A 13,407-nucleotide genomic window follows, 5' to 3' on the forward strand; every position below is an offset into this window, starting at 1 on the left:
CATGCCTACTGACGACTGGACCCAGACCCTCACGGCCGGGCCGCTGCTCGCCATCGCCGCCGGAGCCGTCGCGCTCCTGCTCCTGCTCATCATCAAGGTGCGCCTGCACGCGTTCCTCGCGCTCGTGCTCGTCAGCCTGCTCACCGCGGTGGCCACCGGGCTCCCCGCCGGCGGCGTCCTGGACGTGCTGCTGGACGGCTTCGGCTCGACCCTGGCGTCGGTCGCCCTGCTCGTCGGCCTCGGCGCGATGCTGGGCCGGCTGATCGAGACCAGCGGCGGCGCGAAGGTGATGACCGACGTGCTCATCGCGCGCTTCGGCGAGAAGCGAGCCCCGCTGGCCCTCGGCGTCGCGTCGCTCATCTTCGGCTTCCCGATCTTCTTCGACGCCGGCCTCGTCGTGATGCTGCCGATCGTGTTCGCGGTCGCCCACCGCCTCGGCGGGTCGCTGCTGCTGTACGGCCTGCCCGTGGCCGGCGCGTTCTCGGTCATGCACATCTACGTGCCGCCGCACCCCGGCCCCGTCGCCGCGTCCGAGTTCCTCGGCGCGAACGTCGGCACGGTCCTGCTCCTGGGGCTGATCGTCGCGATCCCCACCTGGTACGTCACCGCCTACCTCTTCGGCCGGTTCGCGGGCCGCCGGATCGAGCTGCCGGTGCCGGCGATCCTCGGCCGCGCCGACGCCGCGCAGATCGCGAACCCGCCGCGCTTCGGCACCGTCGTCGGCATCCTGCTGCTCCCGCTCGTGCTGATCTTCGCCAACACCGGGCTGGAGACCGCGGTCTCCGCGGGCTGGGTCGCCGCCGAGAGCCCGGTCGTGACCTGGGCGGGCGTCGTCGGTTCCACGCCCGTCGCCCTGCTCACCGCCGTCCTCGTGGCGGCCTGGGCGCTCGGGCGCCGCCGGGGCGTCGAGGGCACCGTGCTGGAGCAGACTCTCGACTCGGCGCTGGGGCCCGTCTGCTCCGTCATCCTCATCACGGGCGCCGGCGGCATGTTCGGCGGCGTGCTGCGCGCGTCGGGGATCGGCGACGCGCTCGCCGACGTCCTCGCCGACCTGGGGCTCCCCGTCATCGTCGCCGGCTTCGTCATCGCCGCGGTCCTGCGGGTGGCGCAGGGCTCCGCCACCGTGGCACTCACGACGGCGGCCGGGCTCATCGCCCCGGCCGTGGCCGCCGGCGGGTTCAGCCAGCTCGCGACGGCCGCGATCGTCGTCGCCGTGGCGGCCGGGTCCGTGGTGCTCAGCCACGTCAACGACTCGGGGTTCTGGCTCGTGGGCCGGTTCTTCGACATGGACGTGAAGACCACGCTGCGCACGTGGACCGTCATGGAGACGGCGATCGGCGTGATGGGCTTCGGGATCGCCTGCGTGGCGTTCGCGCTGGCCTGAGGCAGGGCGCTCCTCGCTCGGTGCGTCCGGGGGTCAGCCCGCCGTGACCGACGACGACGGGCGCAGGTGCTCGACCGCCTCGACGCACTGCCGGGCGATGGCGAGCTCCTCCATCGTGGGGATCACCATGACCAGCGTGGACGTCCAGTCGGGGGAGATGATGCGCTCGTCCCGCCGCGACGCGGCGTTGCGCTCCGGGTCGACGGCGATGCCCATGCCCTCGAGGCCCGCGCAGACGGCGGCACGCACTGCGGCGTCGTTCTCGCCCACGCCCGCGGTGAACGCGACGACGTCCACCCGGCCGAGCAGGGCGGCGTAGGCGCCCACGTACTTCTTCAGGCGGTGGATGTAGACGTCGAACGCGAGCGCGGCCGCCTCGTCGCCGTCGTCGATGAGGCGCCGCAGCTCACGGAAGTCGTTCACGCCCGACAGGCCGAGCATCCCCGACCGCTTGTTGAGCAGCGTGTCGAGCTCGTCGATGCCCATCTCGGCGTTGCGGGCCAGGTGGAAGACGACGGCCGGGTCGATGTCGCCGGACCGCGTGCCCATGACCAGTCCCTCCAGCGGCGTGAGCCCCATGGAGGTGTCGATCGGTACGCCGCCCGCCACGGCCGACGCGGACGCCCCGTTGCCCAGGTGCAGCACGATCGTGTGCAGGTCCTGCACGCGGCGGCCCAGCACCCGCGCCACCTTGCCGGCCACGTACTGGTGGCTGGTGCCGTGGAAGCCGTACCGGCGCACGTCGTACTCGTCGGCCACCTTCCGGTCGATCGCGTAGGTGTACGCCTCGGCGGGCAGCGCGGAGAAGAACGCCGTGTCGAAGACGGCGACGTGCGGGACGTCGGACAGCAGCTCGCGGGCCACCCGGATGCCCTGCACGTTGGCCGGGTTGTGCAGCGGCGCGAGGGGCACGAGCGCGTCGATGCGCGCCACGACGTCGTCGTCCACCACGACCGGCCCCGAGAACTCCGCCCCGCCGTGCACCACCCGGTGCCCGACGGCGTAGATGCCGGCGTCCGCGAGGCGCGGGCCGATCTCGTCGAACATGCCGAGCGCGAGCCGCAGCGCCTCGCCGTGGTCCGGCACCTCGAGCTCGCGGCGGGTCTTGTTGCCCGCGAACGTGTGGGTGACGATGCCGGACGGCTCGCCGATGCGCTCGATCGTGCCGGCCGCGATCGCCTCCCCGCCCACGGGGTTGACGAGCTGGTACTTGAGCGACGACGAGCCCGAGTTGAGCACCAGCACGGAGCCGTGCGCCCCGTACGCGCTGTACGGGTTGGGGCGCTCGGCCTCGGGGACGATGCTCATGCGGTGGCCTCCTGTGCCTGTGCGTCGAACGACTGGGCCTGGATCGCCGTGATGGCGACCGTGTTGACGATGTCGGCGACCAGCGCGCCGCGCGACAGGTCGTTGACCGGCTTGTTCAGGCCCTGGAGCACCGGGCCGACGGCGACGGCGCCGGCCGAGCGCTGCACGGCCTTGTAGGTGTTGTTGCCCGTGTTGAGGTCGGGGAAGACGAACACCGTCGCCTGCCCGGCCACCGACGACTCCGGCAGCTTCGACTTCGCGACCGACGCGTCCACCGCGGCGTCGTACTGGATCGGCCCCTCGACGGACAGGTCGGGGCGGCGCTCGCGGACCAGCCCGGTCGCGGTGCGCACCTTGTCGACGTCCGCGCCCGAGCCGGACGTGCCGGTCGAGTAGGACAGCATCGCGACCTTCGGGTCGACGCCGAACTGCGCCGCCGTCGCCGACGACGAGATGGCGATGTCCGCGAGCTGCTCCGCCGTCGGGTCGGGGATGACGGCGCAGTCGCCGTAGACCAGCACCCGGTCCTGCAGGCACATGAGGAACACCGACGACACGACCGAGACGCCCGGCTGCGTCTTGACGATCTCGAACGACGGCCGGATGGTGTGCGCCGTCGTGTGCGCGGCGCCCGACACCATGCCGTCCGCGAGCCCCAGGTGCACCATCATCGTGCCGAAGTACGACACGTCCGTGACGATCTCGCGGGCCCGCTCCACCGTCATCCCCTTGTGCGCGCGCAGCGCCGCGTACTCCGCGCTGAACCTCTCGACGTGCTCGGGGTCGGTGGGGGAGAGCACCGTGGCGGCCGCGATGTCGAGGCCCAGCTCGGCGGCGCGCGCCCGGATCGACGTCTCGTCGCCCAGGATCACCAGGTCCGCGATGCCGCGGGCCAGCACGGTCGACGCGGCGCGCAGGACGCGGTCGTCGTCGCCCTCCGGCAGCACGACGCGGCGGCGGTCGCCGCGCGCCCGCTCGATGAGCTCGTACTCGAACATCAGCGGCGTCACGACGCGCGTGCGCGGCAGGTCCAGCCGGGCCAGCAGCGCGCCGCCGTCCACGTGCTGCTCGAACAGGGCGCGCGCGACGTCGATCTTCCGCGTCGAGGCGACCGTGACGTAGCCGTGGGTCTCCGCCGCACGCCGGGCCGCCTGGAACGTGTCGAGGGCGGTGGCGACGACCGGCACGCGCGGCCCGAGCGCCGACAGCAGCTGCGCGATCACGCCGCGCGGCACGTAGCCGCCGGTGAGCACGATGCCCGCCAGCGACGGGAACGTGGCGGCGGCCTGCGCCGACAGCAGCCCGAGCAGCACGTCCGACCGGTCGCCCGGCAGGATGACGACGGCGCCGTCGGACAGGTGGTCGAGCACGTGCTCGAACGACATCGCCCCGACGATGACCTCCAGCGCTTCGCGGCCCAGCAGGTCGGCGTCGCCGAGCATCAGCGTGCCCTCCACGGCCTCGGCCAGGCGGCCGACGGTGGGGGCGTGCAGGAACGGCTCCTCGGGGATGGTCCACACGGGCAGGTCCGCGTCGCCGACCACCGCCGTCGCCGCCGAGGCGAGCACGGCCGGGGTGCACCGGTTCACGACGACGCCCACGGGCTGGGCGTGGTTGGCGCGCAGCTCCGACAGGCTGAGGCGCACCAGCGCGCGCACGTCCTCCGGCGAGCGCTCGCGGCCGGACGCCACGAGCAGCACCGGGGCGCCGAGGTTCGCCGCGACGCGCGCGTTGAACGCCAGCTCCGTGGCGCCCGCGACGTCCGTGTAGTCCGTGCCGACCACGACGACGGCGTCGCACCGCTCCGCGACCGCGTGGTACCGGTCGAGGATGCGGGCGAGCGCCGCCTCCGGGTCCGCGTGCACGTCGTCGTACGTGACGCCGACGGCCTCCTCGTACGTCAGGTCGACGCCGTCGTGCGCGAGCAGCATCTCCAGGACGTGGTCCCGCGGGGCGTCGCCCCCCGCGTCCGAGGCCGGCGGCGACGGGACGCGGGAGACGGCGCGGAACACCCCGACGCGCGAGACCTGCCGGACCAGGAGGTCCAGCACGCCCAGCGCGACCGTCGACTTGCCGGTCTCGCCCTCCGGGGAGGCGATGAAGAGAGAGCGGGTCGAGCCGGTCACGCGGCGTCCCCTGTCGATCGTGCGTCCCCCGTCACTCGTTGTCGCCGCCCGTCGCCGCGGCGGCGTCGTACTGGGGCCCGCCGTTCTCGGTGCCCGTCTCGCCGACGTCCGGCCACACCCAGTCGCGCACCTCGGGGATGTCCTCGCCGTGCTCGCGGGTGTACTGCCGGGCCGCGAGGCGGGCGTCGACCATCTCCTGGCGCAGGCCCGCGTACCGCGAGCGCAGGGCCGGCACCCGGTCGATGACGTCGACCACCAGGTGGTACCGGTCGATGTCGTTGAGCATCGCCATGTCGAAGGGCGTCGTCGTGGTGCCCTCCTCCTTGTACCCCCGCACGTGGATGTTGGCGTGGTTGGTGCGCCGGTAGGTGAGGCGGTGGATGAGCCAGGGATAGCCGTGGTAGTTGAAGATCACCGGCTTGTCGGCGGTGAACAGCGTGTCGAAGTCCTTGTCGGACAGGCCGTGCGGGTGCTCCTTCTCGTCCTGGAGCCGCATGAGGTCGACGACGTTCACCACCCGGACCTTGAGGTCGGGGATGCGGTGGCGCAGGATGTCGGCCGCCGCGAGCACCTCGAGCGTGGGCACGTCGCCCGCCGCGCCGAGCACGACGTCCGGGTCCTCGCCCTCGACCTCGGTGCCCGCCCACTCCCAGATGCCCAGCCCGCGGGTGCAGTGGGCGACCGCCTGCTCCATGGAGAGGAACTGCGGCGCCGGCTGCTTGCCCGCCACCACGACGTTCACGTACTGGCGCGAGCGCAGAATGTGGTCGTAGGTGCTCAGCAGCGTGTTGGCGTCCGGCGGCAGGTACACGCGAACGATCTCGGCCTTCTTGTTCACGACGTGGTCGATGAAGCCCGGGTCCTGGTGGCTGAAGCCGTTGTGGTCCTGGCGCCACACGTGGCTGGAGAGCAGGTAGTTGAGGCTCGCGACCGGGCGCCGCCACGGGATGTCGTTGGTGACCTTGAGCCACTTGGCGTGCTGGTTGAACATCGAGTCGACGATGTGGATGAAGGCCTCGTAGCTGGTGAACAGGCCGTGCCGCCCCGTGAGCAGGTAGCCCTCCAGCCAGCCCTGGCACTGGTGCTCGCTGAGCATCTCCATGACGCGGCCGGCGCGGGCGAGGTGCTCGTCGACGTCCGGACCGAAGAAGTCGGCGTTCCACTGCTTGTCGGTGACCTCGTAGACCGCCTGCAGGCGGTTCGACGCCGTCTCGTCCGGCCCGAAGATGCGGAAGTTGTCGGGGTTGAGGCGCACGACGTCGGTGAGCCACTGGCCCAGCACGCGCGTCGCCTCCGCGACCGCCCCGCCGGGCGCCTTGACGTCCACCGCGTAGTCGCGGAAGTCCGGCAGGCGCAGGTCCTTGAGGAGGAGGCCGCCGTTGGTGTGCGGGTTGGCGCTCATCCGCAGCTCGCCGGTGGGCGCCTGGTCGGCGATCTCCTCGAGGAGCCGGCCGCGCTCGTCGAAGAGCTCGTCGGCCCGGTACGACTCGAGCCAGCCGCGCAGCACCTCCAGGTGCTCCGGGGTGTCCCGGGCGCTCGCGAGCGGCACCTGGTGCGCGCGCCAGGAGTCCTCGGTCTTCTTGCCGTCGATGACGGGCGGGCACGTCCAGCCCTTCGGCGTGCGGAAGACGATCATCGGCCAGGCGGGCCGCTCGTCGTTGCCCGCCGCGGCCTCGGCCTTGATGCGGGCGATGTGGTCGAGGACCTCGTCGAGGAGCTGCGCGAACCGCCGGTGCGCCGCCGCGTGGTCCTCGCCGTCGAACCCGCCGACGAAGAAGTACGGGGTGTGGCCGTAGCCGATCATGAGGTCGCGCAGCTCGTCGTCGCTGATGCGGCCGAGCACCGTGGGGTTGGCGATCTTGTAGCCGTTGAGGTGCAGGATCGGCAGCACGACGCCGTCGTTGACGGGGTTGACGAACTTGTTGGAGTGCCAGCTCGTGGCCAGCGGGCCCGTCTCGGCCTCGCCGTCGCCGACGACCGCGGCGACCAGCAGGTCCGGGTTGTCGAACGCCGCGCCGTACGCGTGGCTGAGCGCGTAGCCGAGCTCGCCGCCCTCGTGGATGGAGCCCGGCGTCTCCGGGGCCACGTGCGACGGGATGCCGCCCGGGAACGAGAACTGCCGGAACAGCCGCCGCAGGCCCTCGTCATCCTGCGTGATGTCCGAGTACGTCTCGGAGTACGTGCCCTCGAGGTAGGTGTTCGCCACCAGCCCGGGGCCGCCGTGGCCGGGCCCGGCGACGTAGATCGTGGACTGCCCCCGCTCCTTGATCGCCCGGTTGAGGTGCGCGTACAGGAAGTTCAGGCCGGGCGTCGTGCCCCAGTGGCCCAGCAGGCGCGGCTTCACGTGGTCGCGCGTCAGGGGCTCGCGCATCAGCGGGTTGTCCAGCAGGTAGATCTGCCCGATGGACAGGTAGTTCGCCGCCCGCCACCACCGGTCGATCCGGTCGATCGTCTCGGCCGAGAGCTCGGTGCCGCCGCCGGCACGCCACGGGGTGGGGCTGACGGTCGGGGTGGTCGTGGTGCTCATCACACGCTCCTGGGGCTCGGGGGTAGACCGGCGCCTTCATTCCACCGCACCCGGTGCTCGAATGCAGCACGACCGGCGAGGTCAGAGGGCGTGACGTCGATCTGGCGGGCTGTCAGGTGCCTGAGGTGCACGGATTCCTGGGGAGGGCCCCGGGCCGATTACGGTGGTGCCGTGCCCAGCCCCCAGCCCGCCCGCAGGTCGTTCTGGGCGGTGGCCCTCCAGCCCCGCATGATCGGGATCCTGCTCCTCTTCCTGCTCGCCGCCGCCGTGTGCGGTCGGCTCGGCGTGTGGCAGCTCGACCGCGCCTACCAGCGTGCCGAGCTCGCCGCCCAGCAGGAGGCGGCGGAGCAGGCGTCGCAGGGGCCCGAGGCGCTGGGCGAGCTGCTGCCGCCGCAGTCGTCGTTCCCCGGCGAGCTGGTGGGCACCGAGGCATGGGTCACGGGGGAGTACGAGGCCGAGGGGCAGATGCTCGTCGCCGGGCGCGCGCTGGACGGCCGCACCGGCTACCTGGTGCTCACCCCGCTGCGCGTCTCCGACGACGGCACGGGCGGGGCGTCCTGGGCGGACCTGTCCGGGGCGCCCGTCCTGCCCGTCGTCCGCGGCTGGGTGGACTCGCCGACCCCCGACGCCGCTGCGCTCGAGGTGCCCGACGGCGAGGTGCGCATCACCGGCTGGCTGCAGGCGTCGGAGTCCGTGCAGGAGGGCGGCGAGCCGCTGCCCGACAACCCGGACGGACCTCCGCTCACCGACTCCATCTCCACCGGCGCGCTGGTGAACACGTGGGGCGGGCCGATCTACTCCGGGTACGTGGTGCTCACGACGTCCGACCCCGCGCAGGCGACCGCCGCCGAGGGCGGCCCCGCCCTGCTCCCGCGGCCGGTGCTCGAGGGCAGCGACGGCGTCAACCTGCAGAACCTCTTCTACGCGCTGCAGTGGTGGGTGTTCGGGCTCTTCGCCGTGCTGCTGTGGGTGCGGCTCGTGCGCGACGAGGCGGCGGGGACCAGGCGCGGCCGCACGCACGACGACTCCGACGACCCGGTCGGCACCGGCATCGCGGGCCTGCCGGGCTGACCCCCACGACGCGATGTCGACGGTGTCGGCGGTGGCTGCGACGCTGTCGACATGGCGAGCATCGACCTCAAGCGTGAGCCGGGGCTGCACTACCGGGCGACGACGACGCCGGCCCTGGTGTCGTTGCCGGCCCGGTGGTTCCTCATGGTCGACGGGGAGGGGAACCCCAACACGGCGCCCGCGTACCGCGAGGCGATCGAGACGCTCTACCCGCTCGCGTACGCGCTGCGGGCGGCGGTCAAGGCGGCCACGGGCGACGCGTACACCGTGCTGCCGCTCGAGGGCCTGTGGTGGGCCGACGACATGAGCCGGTTCAGCGTGGACGCCAAGGACGAGTGGCGCTGGACGCTGATGATCGCCCTGCCGGCGGCCGTCGAGCAGGTCGACGCCGCGGAGGTGTTGGCACGCGCGGTCGCCGCGAAGCAGCCGCCCGCCGGTGACCGTGTCCGGCTGGAGCGCTACGACGAGGGCGACGCCGCGCAGGTGCTGCACCGCGGCCCCTTCGCCACCGAGCCCGCGGCGATCGAACGGCTGCACGCGTTCATCGAGTCCGAGGGGCGAGCGCTGCGCGGGCTGCACCACGAGATCTACCTCTCCGACGCCCGCCGCGCCGACCCCTCCACGTGGCGCACGATCATCCGCCAGCCCGTGACCGCGAGATCGAGGTAGCCGTCGCCAGATCGACCTTCGGTGGGTCGATTTCACGACGGCTACCTCGATCTCGACGCCCGCGACCGGAGCGCGGACCTGATGCGGGCGACGAGAACCTCCGGGCGTCGCAGGTCCTCCCAGACGACGCGGATGACGAGCCATCCGTCCTCCTCCAGCGCGTCCTGCCGGAGCTTCTCCTCGAAGAGCCGCCGCGCGGGGTCGCCGTACTCGCCCCCGGAGTACTTGACGGCGCCGTCGAACTCCAGCGCGACCTTGCGGTCCGGCCACGCCAGGTCGAGCCACGCGTCGCCGCGCCGGGTCGTGACGCCGTGCCCCACCTCGGCCATCCATGGAGCACGGCCGCCGTCGCAGGGGAGTACCAGCACGTCGTCGAGAGCCGAACCTCGACGGCGCGGACCTGTCGCAGGACCTCGGCCCTCCTGGTGCGAGCGGGCCCGTCGGCGTCGACCCTTGCGCACCCGTTCGAGCGTGCCGCGCGAGACCTCCGCGGCGATGTCGCTGCGGCGGCCTTCGCTGAACCGCGTGGCGGGCGGGACGGCGGGCGGAGTGAGCCCGCGACGGTCGCCGGGTCGCGAGGGCGGAGTCGTCATGGCGAGCGAGCGTGCCAGAGCCGGCGGGTGCGCGGCGGGGCCGGCTGTGGACAACGTCGCGAGATCGAGGTACCCGTCCCGAGATCGACCTTCAGTGGGTCGACTTCACGACGGGTACCTCGATCTGGGCGGGTGGGCTACTCGTGCTGCCAGCTGTGCCAGAGCCTGGCGTAGTCGCCGCCGGCGGCGACGAGGTCGTCGTGCGGGCCGATCTCGGTGATGCGGCCGCCGTCGACGACGGCGACGCGGTCGGCGTCGTGCGCGGTGTGCAGGCGGTGCGCGATGGCGACCACGGTGCGACCGGTGAGCACGGCGTTGAGCGACCGCTCCAGGTGGCGGGCGGCGCGCGGGTCGAGCAGCGACGTCGCCTCGTCGAGCACGAGCGTGTGCGGGTCGAGCAGCACCAGCCGCGCGAGCGCGACCTGCTGCGCCTGGGCGGGAGTGAGCGTGTGCCCGCCGGAACCGACGGCAGTCTCCAGCCCGTCGGGCAGCGCGGCGGCCCACGACGCGGCGTCGACCGCCCCGAGCGCGCCCCACAGGGCGTCGTCGGTGGCCGACGTGTCCGCCAGCCGCAGGTTCTCCGCCAGCGACCCGACGAACACGTGGTGCTCCTGGGTGACCAGCGCGACGTGGTGGCGCAGGTCCTCCAGCGGCAGCTCGACGAGCGGCACGCCGCCCACGGTGACGGACCCGCCGGTGGGCGGGTGGATGCCCGCGAGCATGCGGCCGAGCGTCGACTTGCCCGCGCCGGACGGCCCGACGACGGCCAGCCGCTCGCCGGGCGCGAGGTCGAGGTCGATGCCGTGCAGCACGTCGTGACCCTCGCGGTAGGCGTACCGCACGGACCGGGCGCGCACGACCCCCGACGACGGCACGGCGGTGCCCGCGGTGCGGTCCGGGCCCACGAGCCCGACGCCCACGACGCGCGCCAGCGCGACGGCGGCGACCTGCAGCTCGTCGAGCCAGAACACCAGGTCGAACACCGGGCCGCCCATCTGGTGCCCGTACATCGCGATGGTCGCGACCGTGCCCACGGTGGTGAGGTCCTGCGACACGAGCCAGCCGCCCCAGAGGATGACGACGATCGGCGCGATGGCGACCGCGGCGTCCAGGGCCGGGATGAGCCGCAGCCGCAGGCCCAGGGTGTACGACTCGGCGTCGAACGCCTCGCGCAGGTCCCGGTCGATGCGCCGCCGGATGCGTGCGCCGAGGTGGAGGGCGTCGGTGGTGCGGGCGCCCTCGACGGCCTCGGTGATGGAGCCGTTGATCGTGGCGTACGCGGCGGACTCGCGCAGGTAGCCGGGGGTCGCGCGCCTGAGGTACCAGCGCGTGGCCACGACGATCAGGGGCACGCCGGTGAGCAGGCCGATCGCCACCAGCGGGCTCGCGAGGAACGACGCGACCAGGGTCAGCACGATCGTCACGACGCACACCAGCACGCGCGGCACACCGAACCGGACGGCGTGCTGCAGCTTGTTGACGTCGTTGGTGGTGCGCGCGACGAGGTCGCCGGTGCCGGCCTTCTCCACCGTCGACAGCGGCAGCCGGGTCACGGCGTCCATGAACTCCTCGCGCAGGTCCGCGAAGACCCGCTCGCCGAAGACCATGGACAGCCGCTGCGCGTACCGCGTGATGACGGCCTGCGCGACGACGGCGCCCACCAGCACCAGCGCGAGCGTGTCGACGGCGGACAGCGTGGTGCCGGCGGCGACCTCGTCGATGATCCTGCCCAGCAGGAACGGGCCCGCCAGTCCGGCCAGCGCGGCGAGGGTGTGCAGCACGGCGACGCCGCCGAGCTGGCCGCGGTGGCGGCGGAACAGGCGGCCCACCGTGCGGTTGACCTCGGCGCGGTCGGCGATGGGCAGCAGGTTCGGGTTGGTGGGGCTGCTCGTCGTGCCGCTCATCGTGCCGCTCCTTCCAGGTCGGTGTCGGTGCGGTCGGTCTCGGTCGAGTCGGTGTCGTCCTCCGCCATGCTGCGGCCGACGACGGCGCGGTACGCGGCGCCGTGGGCGTCGCGGCGGGCGAGGAGCTCGGCGTGGGTGCCCGACGCCGCGACGGTGGCGTCGTCGTCGAGCAGCACGACCTCGTCGAGGTGGTCGAGCACGAGCGGGCTGGCGGTGACGACGAGCGTGGTGCGGCCGCGGCGGACCTCCGCGACCCGCTCCGCGATCCGCGCCTCGGTGTGGGCGTCCACCGCGCTGGTGGGCTCCACGAGGACGAGGATCTCCGGCTCGGTGAGCAGGGCGCGCGCGAGCGCGACGCGCTGCCGCTGGCCGCCGGACAGGGACCGGCCCTTCTCGGGCAGCTCGCCGGCCAGGCCGCCGGGCACGCTGTCGAGCACGTCGTGCGCGTCGGCCGTGACCATCGCGGCCAGCAGGTCCGCCTCGGTGGCGCGGCCGCGCGCGTCGAGCGCCTCGCCGAGCACGCCCGAGAACAGGTGCGGCGTCGCCTCGGAGACCACGACGCGGTGACGCAGCGTCTCCTTGTCGAGGTCGGCCAGCAGCACGCCGCCGAGCCGCACCGGCGTGCCGGCCTCGGCCTCGTCGTCGAGCCGCCCGAGCCGCGTCGCGACACGCGCCGAGGCGTCCGGGTCCGCGCTGACGAGGCCGAGCACGCGGCCCGGGCGCAGCACCAGGCCGCTGGCCTCGTCGGCGAGCTCGGCGCCGGCGGGCGGCGCGTCGGCCGGGGCCTCGGCCGACGGTGTCGCCTCCGTGACCCGCAGCACGTCGAGGATCTTGCGCGACGAGATGACGGCGCGGATGACCATCTGCAGCATCTGCGTGGCCATCTGCACGGGCCAGGCGAGGAAGGCGGCGTAGCCGTAGAACGTCACGAGCTGGCCGCTGGTGATCTCGCCGCGGACGGCGGCGCGGGCGCCCAGCCACAGCACGAGCGCGGCGAGCAGGCCCGGCAGCAGCACCTGGAGCCCGTCGAGCACCGACTGCAGCACGGCGACGCGCACGCCCTGGTGCCGCACCTCCTGCGACTGGCGCGCGTAGCGGGCCGCGAACTCGTCCTCGCCGCCGATGCCGCGCAGGATGCGCAGGCCGGAGACGGTGTCGGCGCCGAGCGACGTGAGCCGGCCCGTCGCCTCGCGCTGCGTCGTCTGGCGCGACTGCAGCGGCTTGACCAGGAGGCCGAGCACGGCCGCGACCGCCGGGATGCCGAGCGCCAGCACCAGGCCGAGCTGCACGTGCTGGGACAGCATGATCGCCACGACGACGACGTACGCGATCACGCCGCCGGTGAACCGGCCGGCCATGGAGAACATGTCGCCCACGCGCAGCGCGTCGTTCGCGACGGCGGAGACGACCTCGCCGGTGGGCAGCTTGCGGGTGATCGCGTGCCCGGCGCGCGAGGCCTTGTAGCCCACGAGCTGGGAGAACGACAGCGACGCCCGCACCCAGTTCTCGACGTCCCAGATGTGGTTGAAGATGCCCGCGACGACGATGACCGCCGCGGCGCCGAGCATGGCGCCGCACCACAGGAACAGCTCGGGGCCGAAGCCCTGCGACAGCCCCTCGTCGATGGCGCGACCGATGAGCAGCGGGGCCGCGGCCGACGCGAGCATCGCCACCACGCCCGCGACCAGGGACTTCGCGAGCACGTCGCGCTGGCGCCACCCCTGCCAGGCCAGCAGCCGGGCGGGGGACGTCAGGGGAGGGTTGCCCACGTCGGGCAGGGGGAGGGGACGCACGGTCGTCCAGCCTACGAACATTCCTCGGCGCC

The 13,407-nt window shown here is 73.4% G+C and carries 9 protein-coding genes; 3 read left to right on the forward strand and 6 right to left on the reverse strand.

Annotated features, from left to right (window positions below):
- Position 1 precedes the first annotated feature (1 nt).
- Entirely contained in the window at positions 2 to 1,384 is a 1,383-nt protein-coding gene (locus tag ACQP60_RS00825) for a GntP family permease (RefSeq protein ID WP_429727923.1), read from the forward strand.
- Between the two features lie 33 nt (positions 1,385 to 1,417).
- Here ACQP60_RS00825 and ACQP60_RS00830 read toward each other — a convergent pair whose 3' ends face one another.
- The 3 genes from ACQP60_RS00830 to ACQP60_RS00840 are packed head-to-tail and all read right to left on the reverse strand — an operon-like array spanning position 1,418 to position 7,345.
- Positions 1,418 to 2,692: an acetate/propionate family kinase gene (locus ACQP60_RS00830; RefSeq protein ID WP_429727924.1), complete on the reverse strand. Its 1,275-nt coding sequence runs from the start codon at positions 2,690 to 2,692 to the stop codon at positions 1,418 to 1,420.
- On the reverse strand, positions 2,689 to 4,818 hold the full coding sequence (gene pta / locus ACQP60_RS00835) for a phosphate acetyltransferase (RefSeq protein ID WP_429727925.1): 2,130 nt from the start codon (positions 4,816 to 4,818) through the stop codon (positions 2,689 to 2,691). The genes ACQP60_RS00830 and pta overlap by 4 nt, the downstream gene beginning before the upstream one ends.
- A 31-nt stretch (positions 4,819 to 4,849) precedes the next feature.
- Complete coding sequence (locus ACQP60_RS00840) at positions 4,850 to 7,345, reverse strand: phosphoketolase family protein (protein WP_429727926.1); 2,496 nt, start codon at positions 7,343 to 7,345, stop codon at positions 4,850 to 4,852.
- A 171-nt stretch (positions 7,346 to 7,516) separates the two neighbouring features.
- On the opposite strand from ACQP60_RS00840, the gene ACQP60_RS00845 reads away from it, so the two are divergent.
- Positions 7,517 to 8,416: an SURF1 family protein gene (locus ACQP60_RS00845; protein ID WP_429727927.1), complete on the forward strand. Its 900-nt coding sequence runs from the start codon at positions 7,517 to 7,519 to the stop codon at positions 8,414 to 8,416.
- Positions 8,417 to 8,467: 51 nt separating this feature from the next.
- Entirely contained in the window at positions 8,468 to 9,085 is a 618-nt protein-coding gene (locus tag ACQP60_RS00850) for a GyrI-like domain-containing protein (RefSeq protein ID WP_429727928.1), read from the forward strand.
- A 41-nt stretch (positions 9,086 to 9,126) separates the two neighbouring features.
- On the opposite strand, the gene ACQP60_RS00855 is transcribed toward ACQP60_RS00850, so the two are convergent.
- The 3 genes from ACQP60_RS00855 to ACQP60_RS00865 form a co-directional block, all read right to left on the reverse strand.
- Complete coding sequence (locus ACQP60_RS00855) at positions 9,127 to 9,414, reverse strand: hypothetical protein (protein WP_429727930.1); 288 nt, start codon at positions 9,412 to 9,414, stop codon at positions 9,127 to 9,129.
- 401 nt (positions 9,415 to 9,815) lie between these two features.
- A complete protein-coding gene (locus ACQP60_RS00860; protein ID WP_429727932.1) occupies positions 9,816 to 11,582 on the reverse strand; it encodes an ABC transporter ATP-binding protein in 1,767 nt (588 codons plus the stop codon).
- On the reverse strand, positions 11,579 to 13,396 hold the full coding sequence (locus tag ACQP60_RS00865) for an ABC transporter ATP-binding protein (protein WP_429727933.1): 1,818 nt from the start codon (positions 13,394 to 13,396) through the stop codon (positions 11,579 to 11,581). Before ACQP60_RS00865 ends, ACQP60_RS00860 begins: the two co-directional genes overlap by 4 nt.
- Positions 13,397 to 13,407 lie beyond the last annotated feature (11 nt).

This window comes from Isoptericola variabilis, assembly GCF_050311655.1.
GTDB lineage: Bacteria > Actinomycetota > Actinomycetes > Actinomycetales > Cellulomonadaceae > Isoptericola > Isoptericola variabilis.